At 35.2% G+C, this 17,481-nt stretch carries 16 protein-coding genes and 3 tRNA genes; 12 read left to right on the forward strand and 7 right to left on the reverse strand.

The genetic code is table 11. The annotated features are described in order from the left end of the window. The first annotated feature begins 4 nt into the window (after positions 1-4). From tolB to recC, 10 genes are all read left to right on the forward strand, one after another. A complete protein-coding gene (tolB, locus tag DYE19_RS01780) occupies positions 5-1,300 on the forward strand; it encodes a Tol-Pal system beta propeller repeat protein TolB (RefSeq protein ID WP_115322407.1) in 1,296 nt (431 codons plus the stop codon). A 20-nt stretch (positions 1,301-1,320) separates the two neighbouring features. Next, positions 1,321-1,773, forward strand: coding sequence for a peptidoglycan-associated lipoprotein Pal (gene pal, locus DYE19_RS01785; protein ID WP_115322408.1), 453 nt, complete (start codon positions 1,321-1,323; stop codon positions 1,771-1,773). A 210-nt stretch (positions 1,774-1,983) separates the two neighbouring features. Continuing rightward, a tRNA-Lys gene (locus tag DYE19_RS01790) sits at positions 1,984-2,059 on the forward strand. A 42-nt stretch (positions 2,060-2,101) separates the two neighbouring features. Then, a tRNA-Lys gene (locus DYE19_RS01795) sits at positions 2,102-2,177 on the forward strand. Between the two features lie 42 nt (positions 2,178-2,219). After that, a tRNA-Lys gene (locus DYE19_RS01800) sits at positions 2,220-2,295 on the forward strand. Positions 2,296-2,478: 183 nt separating this feature from the next. Further along, complete coding sequence (locus tag DYE19_RS01805; RefSeq protein WP_049216398.1) at positions 2,479-3,003, forward strand: pilus assembly FimT family protein; 525 nt, start codon at positions 2,479-2,481, stop codon at positions 3,001-3,003. Between the two features lie 4 nt (positions 3,004-3,007). Continuing rightward, entirely contained in the window at positions 3,008-3,715 is a 708-nt protein-coding gene (locus tag DYE19_RS01810) for a hypothetical protein (protein ID WP_115322409.1), read from the forward strand. A gap of 59 nt (positions 3,716-3,774) precedes the next feature. Further along, the gene (locus DYE19_RS01815; protein WP_049216396.1) at positions 3,775-4,377 is read left to right on the forward strand and encodes a DUF2572 family protein; all 603 of its coding nucleotides are present in this window, start codon (positions 3,775-3,777) and stop codon (positions 4,375-4,377) included. Further along, the gene (locus DYE19_RS01820; protein WP_049216395.1) at positions 4,358-4,648 is read left to right on the forward strand and encodes a DUF5374 domain-containing protein; all 291 of its coding nucleotides are present in this window, start codon (positions 4,358-4,360) and stop codon (positions 4,646-4,648) included. Before DYE19_RS01815 ends, DYE19_RS01820 begins: the two co-directional genes overlap by 20 nt. A 70-nt stretch (positions 4,649-4,718) precedes the next feature. Beyond that, positions 4,719-8,099: an exodeoxyribonuclease V subunit gamma gene (gene recC / locus DYE19_RS01825; protein WP_115322411.1), complete on the forward strand. Its 3,381-nt coding sequence runs from the start codon at positions 4,719-4,721 to the stop codon at positions 8,097-8,099. 75 nt (positions 8,100-8,174) lie between these two features. Here recC and rimI read toward each other — a convergent pair whose 3' ends face one another. Both rimI and DYE19_RS01835 read right to left on the reverse strand, forming a co-directional pair. After that, positions 8,175-8,615, reverse strand: a complete 441-nt coding sequence (gene rimI / locus DYE19_RS01830) for a ribosomal protein S18-alanine N-acetyltransferase (RefSeq protein WP_255313060.1) — start codon at positions 8,613-8,615, stop codon at positions 8,175-8,177. Beyond that, positions 8,615-9,025 (reverse strand): DNA polymerase III subunit psi, encoded by a 411-nt coding sequence (locus DYE19_RS01835; RefSeq protein WP_049216392.1) that lies wholly within the window; start codon positions 9,023-9,025, stop codon positions 8,615-8,617. The genes rimI and DYE19_RS01835 overlap by 1 nt, the downstream gene beginning before the upstream one ends. Before the next feature lie 75 nt (positions 9,026-9,100). On the opposite strand from DYE19_RS01835, the gene rsmC reads away from it, so the two are divergent. Further along, positions 9,101-10,087, forward strand: coding sequence for a 16S rRNA (guanine(1207)-N(2))-methyltransferase RsmC (gene rsmC, locus DYE19_RS01840; protein WP_115322413.1), 987 nt, complete (start codon positions 9,101-9,103; stop codon positions 10,085-10,087). A gap of 63 nt (positions 10,088-10,150) precedes the next feature. Here rsmC and fbpC read toward each other — a convergent pair whose 3' ends face one another. The 5 genes from fbpC to DYE19_RS01865 all read right to left on the reverse strand — a co-directional run bounded on the left by fbpC (position 10,151) and on the right by DYE19_RS01865 (position 16,564). Further along, the gene (gene fbpC / locus DYE19_RS01845; protein ID WP_049216390.1) at positions 10,151-11,200 is read right to left on the reverse strand and encodes a ferric ABC transporter ATP-binding protein; all 1,050 of its coding nucleotides are present in this window, start codon (positions 11,198-11,200) and stop codon (positions 10,151-10,153) included. Between the two features lie 18 nt (positions 11,201-11,218). Continuing rightward, positions 11,219-13,276 (reverse strand): ABC transporter permease, encoded by a 2,058-nt coding sequence (locus DYE19_RS01850; protein WP_115322414.1) that lies wholly within the window; start codon positions 13,274-13,276, stop codon positions 11,219-11,221. A gap of 162 nt (positions 13,277-13,438) precedes the next feature. Then, the gene (locus DYE19_RS01855; RefSeq protein WP_049216388.1) at positions 13,439-14,473 is read right to left on the reverse strand and encodes an ABC transporter substrate-binding protein; all 1,035 of its coding nucleotides are present in this window, start codon (positions 14,471-14,473) and stop codon (positions 13,439-13,441) included. A gap of 8 nt (positions 14,474-14,481) precedes the next feature. Continuing rightward, positions 14,482-15,504 (reverse strand): ABC transporter substrate-binding protein, encoded by a 1,023-nt coding sequence (locus tag DYE19_RS01860; protein ID WP_115322415.1) that lies wholly within the window; start codon positions 15,502-15,504, stop codon positions 14,482-14,484. A 22-nt stretch (positions 15,505-15,526) separates the two neighbouring features. Then, on the reverse strand, positions 15,527-16,564 hold the full coding sequence (locus tag DYE19_RS01865; RefSeq protein ID WP_049216386.1) for an ABC transporter substrate-binding protein: 1,038 nt from the start codon (positions 16,562-16,564) through the stop codon (positions 15,527-15,529). A gap of 249 nt (positions 16,565-16,813) precedes the next feature. Between DYE19_RS01865 and udk the strand changes: the two genes are divergently transcribed. Further along, positions 16,814-17,464 carry a uridine kinase gene (udk, locus tag DYE19_RS01870; RefSeq protein ID WP_049216385.1) on the forward strand — a complete coding sequence of 217 codons (651 nt, stop codon included), beginning with the start codon at positions 16,814-16,816 and terminating at the stop codon, positions 17,462-17,464. Positions 17,465-17,481: the final 17 nt, after the last annotated feature.

Here is a 17,481-nt window from a genome sequence, read left to right on the forward strand (position 1 = left end):
TTTTATGAAATTAATGATGCGTTTTGTCTTATTTTTCCTTTCCTTAGGTGTAATAAGTAGTGTCGCACAAGCAGAAGTCCGTATTGTGATTGATGAGGGGGTAGATAGCGCTAGACCAATTGCAGTAGTGCCGTTTAAGTGGAATGGGCCTGGTTCTGCTCCCGCAGATATCGCTGATATTATTGCAGCTGATTTACGTAATAGCGGAAAATTTAATCCTATTACAGTTAATAGAATGCCGCAGCAGCCAACTTCAGTATCAGAAGTGAATCCTGAAGCTTGGGCTTCACTAGGTATTGATGCCGTTGTGGTTGGACAAGTAACGCCCGCAAATGGCAGCTTTAATATTGCATATCAATTGGTTGATACAATTGGTGCAACAGGTATGGCGGGTTCTGTATTAAGTCAAAATCAATATACAGTTACAACTAAATGGCTACGTTATGGTGCGCATACAGTAAGTGATGAGGTATTTGAAAAGTTAACGGGTATTAAAGGGGCATTTAGAACACGTATTGCTTATATTGTACAAAAACATGGTGGTTCTCAACCTTATGAAGTACGAGTTTCTGATTACGATGGCTTCAACCAATTTGTAGTAAATCGTAGCTCACAGCCTTTGATGTCGCCAGCATGGTCACATGATGGTAAAAAGTTAGCTTATGTGTCTTTTGAAAATCGTAAGTCACAATTAGTTGTACAGGACTTAGGTTCTGGTGCGCGTAAAGTAGTTGCATCTTTTAAAGGGCACAATGGTGCACCTGCATTTTCACCTGATGGTTCAAGATTAGCGTTTGCATCATCACAAGATGGTGTATTAAATATTTATGTAATGAATTTAGGTAGTGGACAAGTTTCTCAGTTGACTAGAGGTACAGGTAATAATACAGAACCTTCTTGGTCGCCTGATGGACAAACAATTTTGTTCACATCTGATAGAAGCGGTTCACCGCAAGTTTATCAAATGAGTGCTACGGGTGGTGGTACATCATTAGTGAGCTCTGGTGGTCGCAGTTATAGTGGGCAAATTACTGCCGATGGTAGCGCTATGATCATGATTAGTGGTGATAATATTGTGAAGAAGGATTTATCTTCAGGTTCAATAGAAATATTGAGTTCTACTTTCCTTGATGAAAGTCCGAGTATTTCGCCAAATGGTATTATGATCATTTACAGTTCTACCCAAGGGCTAGGAAAAGTGCTACAATTGGTATCCGCTGATGGTCGTTTTAAAGCACGGTTACCAGGAAATGATGGACAAGTTAAATTCCCTGCTTGGTCACCATATTTAACTAAATAAAAAACTCTGAGGAGAAAACAATGAAAAAATTAACTAAAGTATTATTAGTTGCTGGTTCTGTTGCTATGTTAGCTGCTTGTGGCTCATCTAAAAAAGATGAAAGCGCAGGTCAAATGTTCGGTGGCTATTCAGTACAAGATTTACAACAACGTTATAATACGGTTTATTTCGGTTTTGATAAATATAATATCGAAGGCGAATATGTTCAGATCTTAGATGCTCATGCGGCATTTTTAAATGCAACTCCAGCAACTAAAGTTGTTGTTGAAGGAAACACAGATGAGCGTGGTACGCCAGAGTATAATATTGCATTAGGTCAACGTCGTGCTGATGCAGTACATAGCTATTTATCATCTAAAGGTGTTCAAGCTGGCCAAGTTTCAACAGTATCTTATGGTGAAGAGAAGCCAGCTGTGTTAGGTCATGATGAAGCAGCATATTCTAAAAATCGTCGTGCAGTGTTAGCATACTAATCCTGATATTCTCGTTTACTAATAGGGGCTGGTTTAAGCCCCTATTTTTTATCATATATTTTTTATTGATTATTGAATTGCCAATAAAATATAGCTGAGTTCTTCTTTTTTGTTGGTTATTCACACAAACGAATAAAAAAATGAAAATTTTTATTGATTATTGAAATAAAATCAGTATTATAAGCCTCCGTTACGCAGTAATATGTAATTGGGTCGTTAGCTCAGTCGGTAGAGCAGCGGACTTTTAATCCGTTGGTCGAAGGTTCGAATCCTTCACGACCCACCACTTAAATTATTCGTAATAAATCCTCAGCAGTAAAATGCAAATGGGTCGTTAGCTCAGTCGGTAGAGCAGCGGACTTTTAATCCGTTGGTCGAAGGTTCGAATCCTTCACGACCCACCACTTAAACTATTCGTAATAAATCCCCAGCAGTAAAATGCAAATGGGTCGTTAGCTCAGTCGGTAGAGCAGCGGACTTTTAATCCGTTGGTCGAAGGTTCGAATCCTTCACGACCCACCACTTAATATTTCTCTTCATCTATTTTGTTATTCTTCATTTATTCTAATATCTTTCATGTTTTCAACATATTTTATTAGTTTTTTCGTCGGTATAGTTTATTTTTGCGATCCACATTCCAATATCGTACTAGTTTTTTTCATCATAACTACGACAAAAACTAAAGTAAGTTAAAAAAGAGGAAATATGAAGAAAGGCTTTACTTTATTAGAAATGTTAGTCGTTTTATTTTTATTAAGTAGTGTTTTAGTTATTACTTTACCTAAGTGGCGCTATCTGTATGATGAGCACCGCTTTGACCAAGAGTTGAATAAATTATATGCATTTTTACGTCTGGCACAGTCACGTGTGGCGAACTCACAAGAAGTTTGGTTATTAGTGGCTAATCGTGATTTAGCTCACAAGCGTTGGTGTCTAAGCGTGCAAAGAAAATTTGAACGTATTTGTGATTGTTTAGATTCAAAGTCCTGTTCGCAAAATGCCTTGGCATTGTTTTATTATCCTCAATTTGCTGATCGAATTATGTTAGTCAGTAAATTTTATTATCCGAGGGAAATGAGTCGTTTAAGTGGAATTAGAGATACATTGGAAACAACTTGTTTTGTTTTGCAAATGGGGAATCAAAGAAGAGTATTCTCGTTATTCAATGTAGGGAGTATTAAGCTGAAAATGCATCAATCGCTAAGTGCCTGTGAAAATAAGGGGAACTAATATAATGTTATATCGTGGTTACACATTATTTAGTTTACTTTTATCTTTATCACTTTCTTCATTTTTATTATTAATATTTATTTCTTTTTATGTACATAGTCAACGTCAGAATCAGCCTCTTTTTTTACAGTTACAGCTGCAATCAGAGTTACAACATGTAGCTAGGTTAATCGCTAAAGATATTCGGAGAGCTGGATTTCGTGCTTTTTCTACTAAAATACAACAAACAAATTTTTCATTATTTGAACAAGACCAGAGCAGTTTACAGTTATTTTCAATAAATGGATCAAATAAAAAAGATTGTGTTTTGTTTTTTTATGATCTAGATGCTAATGGATGTTTAGGCGGTAAATTTAAAGGTAACAGCTGTGTGGTTGGCGGTCGTAATAATACTGCTCATCTTGAGCGAGAACTATTTGGTTATCGGTTAAACAAAGGGATGGTTGAAACACGTCTTACTTATAAAAATGCAGTTAATTCTCGTTGTAAACTAGAAGAGTGTCAGACTTTATTACAAAAGCATGCTTGTACTAAAGGTGGCTGGGTAGATTTATTAGATAAACAAGAATATGTTATTGATCAATTGCAGTTTAGTTGGTTATCTGATAAGCGAGGGATAGAAGTATTTTTAGCTGGTTATAGGCGATCTAAACCAACAATTTTTTATGAAACTTCTGTTGTTGTTCCATTATTGAATAATCATTCATCATGAAAGCTCAATCAGGTATCGTGACATTAAGTATACTGCTATTGTTGAGTGGTATATTAATCATGTTTTTATTTGTTAATGAAGATTTATTACGATTATATTTAATTCAAACGCAACAATATAAATATTACATCAAACAAAGTCTTAATTTACAAATAGATAGTTCTCGGGAAAAGTATAATTTATGTAAAAATTTGCCATTAAATTTAAATAAAAATGCGCATAAATTAGAGTTTGTTAGTCCATCTTTAGAAGATGAATATGCACAATATGTTTGGTGTTCTCGTTTATCTTTATTCAAGGCTGTACCACACTCTGCTTTGAATGAGCAGAAATTTGATTATTTTATCCAGCGTGAAAATATACCTATTTTTTCCGCTCATTTTTCATCTAATCATTTAAATATCTCACAATTTTATTGGTTTACTGCAAAACAAAATGAATGGGAGTTATCAGGAAATAAAAATGCAGTTGTTATTGCAGAAGGGGATTTACATATAAAAGGTAAGGGAAAAATTACAGGTACGGTAATTACGGCTGGCAAGCTGACACTTGATCCGACGATACAAGTGAGTTATAGAAAAACAACAGTAGAATATTGGCAAACTCAATTGAGTCATTGGCGTTTAGTAGAAAAAAGTTGGCATGATTTTAAAGCATTATAAAGGGATGACTCTTTTATCATTATTAGTCACTTTGAGTATTTTTAGTGTGATTTTCCTTTCAATTAATCAATGGTTGGCAATGCAACGTCAATGTATGAATAGAATTTACCATGAAACACAAGTGATACAAATTGCTGAAAATCAAAAGCAACGTCAGTTTTTAGGGCTAGATTGTGAAAAACAAACTAAACAGAATAGTGTGCTGTTCCAGATTAAATGTACATCAGGAAAAATAACAGTAAGTTCTCCTTTTGCTCAAATAACCTTGTAAAAAACCTTGCGATACAATTTAAACTGGTGAAGAATAACTAAATTAGTCATTTATCCGAATAAGGCTTCCTGTGTTTAATATTTACTATTCGAATGATCTTGATGTACAAAAAAATATTCTATTGAGTTTAATGGAAGAAAAGTTAGAGGATCCTTTTCAATCAGAAACTATTTTAGTGCAAAGTCCAGGTATGGCTCAGTGGTTACAGTGGAAAATTGCTGAGCAAAAAGGAATTGCTGCTAATATTAATTTTCCTATGCCTGCAAGCTTTATTTGGCGACAATATGTAGATAATTTGCCTGATGTAGATAGTCAAACTGCATTTCACAAAGCATCAATGACATGGCGCTTAATGCGTTTAATTCCAACTTATTTAACTCAAGCTGAGTTTGAGCCATTACGTCATTATGTATCTTCTTCAACGCAAACTGAGCAACAAAAATTATACCAAGTCGCACACAAAATTGCTGATTTATTTGACCAATATTTAGTTTATCGTCCTGATTGGATTAGACACTGGGAAAATGAGGAAGAACTAGAGGTTATCAAGCAATTTAGACTGCTTTCTACGTCTAAAAATAAAGCAATTTTTAAACAACTTGAAAAAGATATTACTTGGCAAGCTATTTTATGGCGAGCTTTAGTTATGGATATTCAAAAGCAGAGTGAAAGTAACTTTCCTCTTCATCGTGCTAATTTACAAAGTCAATTTTTGCAATTTTTACAGAAAAATCAGCTGGTAAATTTACCTGACCGCATTTTTGTTTTTGGTATTTCTGCTTTGCCTAAAGGTTATTTAGATACTTTATATGCGATAAGTCAACATTGTACAGTACATTTATTCTTTACTAATGGTTGTCGAGAGTATTGGGGAGATTTAATTGATACTCGTTTTATGCAAAATTTAGCCCAATTACAACGTGTATCTTATTCTTTTAATCGGGTTAAACCTGTATTGCCTCCAGAGTTTGAATCTGCATTTGAAGTGAGTTATGAAAATGAAAAATTGCTAGAAGGACACCCGTTACTTTCAAGTTGGGGAAAGCTAGGACGTGATTTTTTATATTTATTAACTGAATTAGAACAGAATGATAATGTCCGTAGTATTGAAGCATATACCGAGCTCTCATCTCCCACTTTATTATCGCAAGTTCAAGCACGCATCCTCCATTTAGATAGACATACTCGATTAAATTTAACAGAAAATGACCGCACTTTAACTTTTCATTCTTGCCATAGTGCGATGCGTGAAGTTGAGGTATTACAAGATTATTTACTACATTTATTCCAACTAAATCCAGAATTAACGCCTAAAGACATTGTTGTTATGGTGGCTGATATTGATAAATATACCCCTTACATTCAGGCAGTATTTGGGCAGCAATATAATGAAAGTAATGCAGCTATTCCATTTTCAATTTCAGATAATAAGTTATCAGAAAGTGATGTGTTAATCGCCAATTTTATTCATTTGTTAAATATTAAGGAGAGTCAGTTTAGCGCTGAAGAAATACTCGCTTTATTAGATGTCCCAGCAATTCGTGCTAAATTTAATATTGAATTATCTGATTTAGAGCAAATTCGACACTGGGTTATAAATTCTGGCATTCGTTTTGGTTTAGAAAAACATAATGGTGAGCAACAGAAAAATTACAATGCATGGCAAGCTGGTTTAGAAAGGATGATTTTAGGTTACGCCATGCGTGAAGAGAATGGTCTCTGGCAAGATAACCTTGGTTTTGATAGTAGTTATGGTTTACAAGGTCAATTGACTGGTCGTTTAGCTGAGTTCGTAGATGTTTTAGTACAATGGACACATTGTATTCAAATAGCACAGCCTATTGAGCAATGGCATAAGAGTTTGAATAATCTTCTATCTGATTTTTTTGAGAGAAATGAAAGTAATATATCGACTTTACTTTATATTCAACAGCAGATTGGCCAGCTTGTTGAAGAGGTTCAAAAAACTGATTTTGAAGAAGCAATCAGTATAGATGTTATCGCAGAAGCATTGGGTACACTTTTAGAAAATGATCCTAATACTATGCGTTTTTTAGCAGGTAAAGTGAATTTTTGTACTTTATTACCTATGCGCTCTATCCCTTTCAAAGTTGTTTGCTTATTAGGGATGAATGATGGGGAATACCCTCGTCAGCAAACACCAAATAGCTTTGATTTAATGCAATATGATCGTCGTAAAGGAGATCGTTTTCGTCGTGATGATGATTGTTATTTATTTCTTGAAGCATTGCTATCGGCACAGGATTATTTTTATGTGAGTTTTATTGGGCGATCAATTATTGATAATCAAGAAAAACAGCCCTCTGTTTTAGTGAGCCAGTTGCTTGATTATTTAGCTGATAAGTTATTTTCAGAAAATGAGGTGGATTGGAAATCAGTTTTAATCAGCCAACATCCGATGACTGCTTTTAGCCCTAAAAACTTTAAATCGCCAAATCCATCTTTTGCAAAACAGTGGCTACCTCTTGCGATACCACAGAAAAATAGAGTAGATGAAGATTTTATACAGCCTATTTCTCATAGCCTAATAGAAGAGGAGTTAGAGATTAACTTATCTGATTTGATTGCTTTTGTACAACATCCCGTAGAATTTTTCTTCAAACGCCGTTTGGGTGTACATTTCGCTCAACAAGAGGATGTTATTGCTGAGAGTGAAAATTTTACTTTAGATGGTTTAACTAAATATCGTATTAATGAAGCACTCTTGAACTATCCTGATCAGGAAATTGAGTCTTTCTTTACTCAGTTAAAAGTTAAAGGTATTTTACCGCGAGGCGAGTTTGCTCAAATTTATGAGTATCAACACGAAGAAGATATTCGACTTTTAAAAGACACGATTGCGATTTATTTATCACAAGAGCAGCAAGTATTACCATTTGATATTGTGTTATCCATTAACCAGAGAAAAGTTCGTTTAATCGGTAATATAGATCGAATATATGATAATCATCGTGTGACTTGGCATGTAGGAAGTATCAAAGATAAACATTTAATTGAGGCATGGATTTATTATCTTGCACAATGTGTCGTGGCTGAGGATAAAGAAGTTGTTCCTCCTATTTGTTATGGTAAAGATGAGCAGAAATCATTTAAGCCTTTAATAGCAAATGCTTCAATGAGTATCAGTACACAGGCATTAAATCAATTACAAATTTATATAGAGAGTTATATCAAAGGTTATCAACAGTTACAACTTGTCCCAACAGTGAATCTTAAAAGTTATTTAAAGCTTATTAATGATGAAAGCGCGGTCGATTTTGAGAAAGTTTTAACTATGTTGCGTAAAATTGGTGAAGGGGATGAGTATGTACAGGGGGATGTTTATTGGAAACGTGTACTAACACAACAACGATTTAGTGATACTTTCTTAAAAGAAATTAATCAACGTACTCAAGATTGGTTTCAGTGTATGCTTGAGCATCTAGTTTAGTTATGACTATACTTGCCATAATACTTTATGAATTACGAATATTGTGGTAAATATTTTTATTTTCTCTCTAATTATTTATAGATATAGAGCCATCACAATTGCATTTTCACGTTTGCCATCGGCAGTAGGGTAATAATTTTTACGTATATCTACTTCATTAAAACCAAATTTTTCGTATAAGGCTTTAGCTGCTAGATTAGATTCTCTTACTTCAAGCCATAATGTTGAAATGTGCTTGTCTTTTAGTTCCTTGATTAACTCATTTAGTAGATGTTTGCCGAAACCTTGTCCTTGAAATTTGGGATCAACAGCAATATTAAACAATGTTGCCTCATCCAATATTGTTTGGCAGATTACAAATGCAACAATTTGCTCATTACTCATTAACTTTAAATTAAGATAACGCTCACCTTGATTATTTTTTAAGATGCCTATTGACCAAGGCACAATATGTGCAGCTTGTTCAATAGTAAAGAGGTGATTAAAGTCAGATTCAACGATCGGTGAAATTTGCATTACGTACTCGCTTGAATTTGTTGCCATAGTTGACGTTTTGCTTGATTACTTTGTTTGAATTTGTGCCAAGTCGGTGACCGCCAAATAGCGCTAGCTGATTGACAGTAAGGTAAAGTGCGGTCGATTTTTTCAGAATTATCACTTAATAACCAGTAAGTGGCATGATGTGTTGTTTTTAGATGTTGTACTTGCTCAAAACTAATGAATAAGCAGTGGCTCTCATTAAGTTCTAAACTGCGTAGTATATCTGCTAAAAGCATATTATCTTGTTTAGAATCCGCTTCTGTAATGACAATTAAACGAATATTTTCATCTACATGAATATTGACAACTCCTCTTAATCGTTCTGGATGCTGTAATTGCCATTCGATTATTCCCATTTCTTGTAATAGAAGATCTCGTCTAGTCATGCTATTTCTTCATTGCGATTCATTTTTCCTTTATAATGCGTTCAATTTTAACTAATAACTGATAGGATTAACAGCGTGATTTCTCTTGAGAGCCAAGTTCTACAACGCCACCTTACATTTTTTGATAATAAGTCAGTACTTTTTGCTGGTGGAATAAGTGATGATTTCCCACAACAAATTAATGCGAAATCAGTAAAAATATGGAGCTGGTATTTCGACTATGCTAAGACACAACATACTGTGGATTTTTGCCTAGAAATAGATACTCAAGCGGATTTAGTCATTTTTTATTGGACTAAAAATAAGCAAGAAGCACAGTTTCAGTTGATGCAATTACTCGCTAATGCACCAGTTGGACAAGAAATACTGATTATTGGTGAAAATCGTTGTGGCGTGCGTTCAGTAGAAAAAATACTAGCGCCTTATGGTGAGATTGCTAAAATTGATTCTGCTCGCCGTTGTGGGTTATATCATTTTTGTTTAAAACATTCTGTGAATTTTATTTTTGAAAAATATTGGAAAACGTATCAACATATGAAGTTAAATGGGCTAACTATTTATAGTCTACCTGGTGTTTTTAGTGCAAATGAGCTTGATGTTGGTACAGATTTATTATTGTCTACTCTTGAGCAGACAATTCGTGGTGATGTATTAGATATGGGATGTGGTGCAGGAGTGATTGGTGCTTATATTAAACAGCACAATCCTAAAGTACACATTACGATGACAGATATACATGCAACGGCGCTTGCTTCAGCTAAACGTACTTTAGTAGAGAATAAGCTAGACGGCGAAGTGGTCGCAAGTGATATATTTTCTCATATCACAGGAAAATTTGATCTTATTATTTCAAATCCACCTTTCCATGATGGCATTGATACGGCTTATCGAGTAGTAACTGAATTAATAGGGCAAGCAAAATGGCATTTGAAACAAGGTGGAGAGTTACGTATTGTAGCAAATGCATTTCTTCCTTATCCCGATTTATTAGATCAACATTTTGGTTCTCATCAAGTATTAGCAAAAACTAATAAATTTAAAGTATATTCAGTAACATATTAAATTATTTTGAATATTGAAAATAAAAAAGCAGATCATTGATCTGCTTTTTTGCTAGAAAGCAATTTACTCCTGTTTCAGTAAAAAGACACCATGTTCTGCTAAATGAACATAGGCTTCGGTTAATTCAGGATTAAATTGCTCAGGGTTTGTATTGATCAATAAATCTTGCCCGCCCCAAGTAGCAACAATTTCCCAATGATTACCCATATAAACAGCGCTTTTGATTATGCAGCGTTGTGCTTCTTCACCTGTTTGTTTTAGTGTGATTGCTTCTGGGCGCACACCAACAAGACAAGGACCATCAGACAGCCCAAATTGTGAAGCTGTTGCTAGCGTGAATTGGTAGCCATTTACTGTGACTTGATCCTGTTGAACAGACCCATTGAAGATACTTGATTCACCCATAAAGTTAGCGAGGAACAATGAATTTGGGCGTAAATATAATTCTTTTGCAGGTGCTTTTTGCATAATTTTCCCTTTATGCATCACGATAACTTCATCAGAAACAGCAAATGCTTCAGTTTGATCATGAGTAACATAAAGTGAAGTGATGCCTAAGCGTTGTTGTAACTCACGAATTTTTTCGCGCATTGAACGGCGTAAATTTGCATCAAGGTTACTTAACGGTTCATCAAAAAGCAGTACTTTTGGTTTCAGAACAAGTGCACGAGCAAGAGCAACACGCTGTTGCTGACCTCCTGAGATTTGGTCAACATAGCGATCTTCAAAGCCAGCAAGATCAACGAGTTCAAGTGCTTCTTTAACACGCTGTGTACGTTCTTCTTTGCTTACACCTTGCATTTTTAAACCATAGCCAACGTTATCTCCAATGGACATATGTGGAAACAAGGCATAAGACTGGAACACAATACAAATATCACGATTTTGAATTGATGATTTAGTGACATCTTCACCATCAATAAAAATCTGTCCTGAGGTTGGGCTTTCTAAACCTGCGACTAAACGTAATACAGTTGTTTTACCACAACCTGATGGTCCTAATAATGTGACCATCGTACCACGTTTGATATTCAAGTTTAAGTCATCAATAACGACCGCTTTACCAAAAGCTTTTGTGATGTTTTTTAATACTAAGAAATCATTATTACTCATAGTTTACTACCTATAAAATTAATTCATTTTTTTTGCTTTAGAACGTGAAATGCGAGTATCGCCTACGATCCAGTCAAAGAATAAGATAATTGCCATCATGACAACGATAAGAATTGAACCATACGCAATTGCAATACCATACTCACCATCTTCTACCCGATTTAAAATATAAGATGTTGCAACACGTGTGTCAGCTGTCACTAAGAAGATGATTGCACTAACTGTTGTCATAGAGCGGACGAAACTGGTGACTAAAGCAGATAATAATGCTGGTTTCAGTAATGGGAAGACAATGTACCAGATAGTTTTAAAAGAGCTGCCTTTTAGTGAAAGTGATGCCTCGTCTAGTGATTTATCTAATTGGCCTAGGCCCGCGATTGCAGCACGCATACCAACAGGCATATTACGCATGACCATAGAAAGAATAATGATCATTGCTGTACCCGTAAGGTAAATTGGTGCGCTGTTAAAAGCAATAATATAAGAAACTCCTGCAACTGTTCCTGGAACTGCAAAGCAAAGTAAAGTTAAAAACTCGAGTGTCTTTTTACCTTTAAACTCACGCCGTACTGTAATATAAGCAATTAACAAACCAAATAATGCAGTGACTGGTGCTGCACTTGCTGCAAAAATAACAGTTTGAATTAATGAAGGCCAAGCACCATCACTAAATCCTTGCCCAAATAAAATTTGATAATTTTTTAAGGTTAGAGTGTAGTCTACCCCCCAGTTTACTGTGAAGCTACCATAGAAAATACTGCCATAAAGTACAATGTTAAATAATGTCCAGAAGCTAAGGAAGAACACGATTAATGCTTTTAAGCCATTTGGTAATTCTTGTACATCACCACGATAGGACTTACCTGATACTGTGACATAAGAGCGTTTGCCAATCCAAAGATATTGAATTACGAAGATAGCGAGTGAGAACATCAATAAGATAGTACCTAATGTACTTGCTGATGCATAATCTAATTGTGAGCCTGCAATATAGAAATAAATTTGTGTTGCAATTACGTCAAAGCTACCGCCAAGTACAAGTGGTGTACTGAAATCTGCTAAAGATTGGATGACGACAACTAAGAAAGAGTTTGCCAATGCAGGTTTTAATAACGGAAAAATAATATGGAAAAATGCTTGGTAACGGTTTGAACGTAATGTGTAAGCCGCTTCTTCAATTGAAGGATGAATAGATTTTAGGGCTCCCTCAAGGATCATAAATGACATTGGTGTTAATGCGAGGGTATGCGCAATGACAATGCCTGTAAATCCATAGAGCCAGTTGCTATTAAAACCTAAATACTCCACTAAAAACGCAGTGACATAACCAGAACGACCTAACATTAAGGTTACACCTAAGCCTACAACAAATGGTGGTGTAACAATTGGTAAAATCGAGAAAATTTTACCAATAAATGCGGTACGTTTCGCAATACGAGTTGTATAAAGAGCAAATGCTAAACCAAAGATAGTGGATAACACCCCAACAACTGAGGAAACGGCTAAAGAATTTCCAACGACTCGTAGTACATAAGGTTGTTGTACGATATCGACCACTTGTTGCGGTGCAAATTGCCCATTATCAAAAAACATGGAAAGCAAGATAGCGAAAGTCGGGTAAACGATAAAGAAGAAAATTGTCATGACAATAGCAATGAGTGAAGCAATGACAAATTTATCTCCTTGCATTATTTTTAAGCGCGCTAGAGCATTTGTTGCTAATGCTAATAATGCAACTATCAGAATAATGATGGAATAGCCGAGGCTAAATTTGCCTATTGTCGCAGAAACAAAAACAAAGAGGAAAATTGCGCTAATAAATCCTAATTCTATTTTGGCTCGTTGAGTATCTGAATGTGGTAAAAAGAAAGAGAGTAATGGAAATACTAACATAGGCAAAAACCATGCCCAACTTAGGTTGAAATTATACCAACCCATAGCTTCTAAGAGTTCATCTGATGTAGATTCCCATAGACCATAATCTAATGCTTTTGATGGTAATAAAGCAAATCCAAGTAATGCTAAAAGTACCCAAAGCATAGAAGAGTTAAAAGAAAATATTTTTTTCTGCTCCATAAAAAACCTCTAATTAAGCAGTAATAAGTCATTCAATAGTGATTTTTCTATTGAATGACAAAATGATTAAATTATTTAAAATTTGATTAACTAATATTATAGTATCTTCTTTTTTAAGAATACTTTAATATTTTTTAAAAAAGCAAAACAAGAGTTCATGCTTTATTTTGCTAATTTAACGTCATCCACCCATTTTTTTATTAAGCGTTTACGTTCTTCTACTGCACCATATTTATCAAAATCATAATCAATCAAATTGATAGATTTGAAGTCGAGAGAATAAGGTGATTGTTTAGCTTGATTATTAGTGAGAATTTGGTGTGTTTCCCCTTTTTGCCAAGATAGTTCTTGAGCTTCTTTGGATAATGCCCAATCAACGAATAATTTTGCATTTTCAGGGTTTCGCGCACCTTTAATGATGCTTACTCCACCAATTTCATAGCCTGTTCCTTCACATGGAACAATTAATTCTACTGGTGCGCCTTTTTCTTTTTCAATAGAATGTTCATGTAAGAAGCCAATGCCAATTGATGCTTCACCACGTGCTGTATTGCGTGTGGCTGTATTACCCGATTTAGTGTATTGCGATACATTTTTATGTAGGGCTTTCAAATAATCAAAGGCTTTTTCCTCCCCCCAAAGTTGAATAAATGTCGCAAGTGCAGTATAAGCTGTTCCCGAACTTTGTGGATCGGCTGCTTGAATTTCATTTTTCAAACGAGGATCTGTTAAGTCCTTCCAACATTTTGGCACGGGAATATTAAGTTTAGCTAGACGTTCGGTATTCACTCCAAAACCAAGTACACCTAAATAAATAGCTGAAGTATAGTTCCCCTTTATTTTAGCTGGGTCTTTGAGTTCATCTGGTATATATTGTAAGTTAGGTGATTTATATGCACTAAGTAATCCCATTTCTCCAGCTTGTGAATGTGGATCAAGTGTTCCTCCATACCATACATCACCTTGTGGATTCGCTTTTTCTGCATCAATTCTTGCTAAGATACTCCCTGTTCCCGCACGAATATGGCTGACTTTAACATCGTATTTCTTGCCAAAGGCTTCCACTTCTTGTTCACACATGGTGTTTTGTGCACTGCAATAAACGGTTAAACGCCCCTCTGCTAGGCTATTGAATGAAACTAAAGCACCACTTAATACAAGTGCGGTTGATATCACCGACGTTTTGAAAGTTATCATGCTTTCTCCTATTTATTCAGTTTGATTTTGTCGACCCATTTATTAATGAGGCGAGCACGCATTTCGTTTGAACCAAATTTATCAAAGTCATAATTAATTAAGTTGAGATCCTTTGGTTTTAGGGCATAAGGCGATGGTTCAGCGTTGACATTTGTAGGTACATGGTGTGATTGAGCTTCTTTCCAGGACAACTCTTGTGCCTCTTTAGACATTACCCAATCAGCAAAAAGCTGTGCATTTTTCAAATTGCGTGCGTTTTTAATAACACTAATTCCACCAAGTTCATAACCTGTTCCCTCGCAAGGAACAATAATCTCTATTGGTGCGCCATTTTCTTTTTCAAAAGAGTAATTTTGCAAGAAACCTATCCCTACTGTCGTTTCACCTCGAGCAGTATTACGTGATGGTGCAGTACCTGCTTTTGGATATTGGGAAATATATTGATCAATTTCTTTTAAATAATTAAAGGCAGCGTCTTCTCCCCAAAGTTGTACGAAAGTTGCAATAGCAGTATATGCAGTACCTGAGCTTTGTGGATCTGCTATTTGAATTTCATTTTTTAAGCGAGGATCAAGTAAGTCTTTCCAACATTTCGGTACTTCATTAATACCGAGTTTTTTTAATCGTTCGGTATTTACTCCAAAACCTAAAACTCCCATATAGACAATAGAACTATTTCCATCTCCTAATGTTTGAAACTGTGGCATCACTTCAGCGAGTTTGGGTGATTTATAAGGAGTCAATAACCCTAACTCTACAGCTTGGAGGTGTGTATCAAAAGGACCACCATACCATACATCTGCTTGTGGATTATTTTTTTCAGCCTCTATTTTAGCTAGAGTGCTACCAGAACTATTGCGAATGAAAGAGGTTTTTACATCATATTTTTCAGCAAAGCCCTGAACAGCCTTTTCACAAACAATATTTTGTGCACTGCAATAAACAACAAGTCTTCCTTCTGCCATCGCTATATTACCAGCGGTAAATCCCGCTAGTAATATGCTTGACAGGGCAATTTTTTTCACTTTCATAAGTTGCCCTCTCTGAACTTAATTATTTAGATAGTTTAATATTTTCAACCCATTTACCGATTAAACGTTTACGTTCATCAGCTGCACCATATTTTTCAAAATCATAGTTGATTAGATTTAGTGTTGTTGGATCAAATGCAGTTGGTGATTGCTGTGCAGTTGTATTTGTTAAAATTTGTAAACTATTTCCTTTTTGCCAAGCCAGCTCTTGTCCCTCTTTTGATAGCACCCAATCTACAAAGAGTTTTGCATTTTCTAAGTTACGAGAACCTTTTAAGATACTGACACCACCGAGTTCATAGCCTGTTCCTTCACAAGGTACAATCATTTCAATAGGCGCACCTTGTTGTTTTTGTAGTGCATAATCATGTAAGAAACCAATACCGATAGTGGTTTCACCACGTGCAGTATTATTTGATGGCGTAATCCCTGACTTAGTATATTGAGAAATATTTGGATGTAATTGTTTGAAGTAATCAAATGCTGCATCTTCTCCCCAAAGTTGAACAAACGTAGCTATTGCTGTATAGGCTGTGCCAGAGCTTTGTGGGTCAGCAATTTGGATTTCGTTTTTTAAACGAGGATCTGTTAAATCTTTCCAACATTTAGGGACTTCATTAATGCCTAATTTTTTTAAACGTTCAGTGTTGACACCAAAGCCTAAAATACCCATGTAAATGGCAGATGTATAGTTCCCTTTGACTTTTGCTGGATCTTGGAAGCGCGGTACAATTTGGTCAATATTCGGTGAGCGGTAAGCATGAAGCAAACCTAATTCACCTGCTTGAGACTGTGGGTCAAAAGTCCCACCATACCAAACATCTGCTTGCGGATTATTTTTTTCAGCTTCAATTTTTGCAAAAGTACTACCAGAACCATTACGAATAAATGAAGTTTTAACATCATGCTTATCGCCGAAAGCTTTAATTTCAGCTTCACACATTTCATTAGTTGCACTACAGTAAACGACTAAACGTCCTTTAGCTAATGCAGATGATGTCATTAATCCCGCGGTTAAAAGTGCAGTTGAAATAGCTAAAGCAAGTGATTTGAATTTCATATTGAGTACCTCTTTTTATAGGATGGTGTTTTATAATGACTTTTATAAAGTATTGGTGATTTATCCTATCTTAAATAAAGAGAGAATACCGTGAGAGTTATCACAAAATAGAGATCATTTACTCCAAATTAACGAGAATGTATAAAATCTCAACTTTCTTAATTGTATGGCTGAGTTGTGGCTATTAAAATGTTCTTTTTTTATTTATAATCTATTGATCAATTCAACAGCTCTTTTAGGTTACTTATTATGTTAAACTCATCAACATCATCTTGTATTATTATTGCAATTGCTGGAGCCTCGGCTTCTGGAAAAAGTTTAATTGCCTCAACTGTTCATCGAGAGCTTTGTGATGAGTTAGGTTGCGAAGAAATTGGTATTATTTCAGAGGATTCATATTATAAAGATCAAAGCCATTTAGATATGGAAGAACGGATTAAAACCAATTATGATCACCCCAATTCGATGGATAGAAGTTTATTAATTGAACACCTTAAAACCCTCAAATCTGGCCAACCCGTTGACATTCCTGTTTATAGCTACGTTGAACATACTCGAACTGATAAAATCATCCATTTTGAACCTAAGAAAGTGATTATATTAGAAGGCATTTTATTGCTAACTGATGAAAAAGTACGGGATGAAGTGAGTGTTTCTGTTTTTGTAGATACACCACTAGATATTTGTTTTATTCGTCGTTTACAACGTGATATGAAAGAGCGTGGTAGAAGTTTGGAATCTGTTGTAGAACAATACCGTAAAACTGTGCGTCCTATGTTTTTACAATTTATTGAACCATCTAAGCAATATGCTGATATTGTTATACCTCGTGGAGGGAAAAATAGGATTGCAATTAATATGCTAAAAGCCCAGATTCGACAGCTTTTGGGAAAACGTTAGTTTGAAAGGAGCCTATA

Source organism: Pasteurella canis (assembly GCF_900454865.1).
Lineage (GTDB): Bacteria > Pseudomonadota > Gammaproteobacteria > Enterobacterales > Pasteurellaceae > Pasteurella > Pasteurella canis.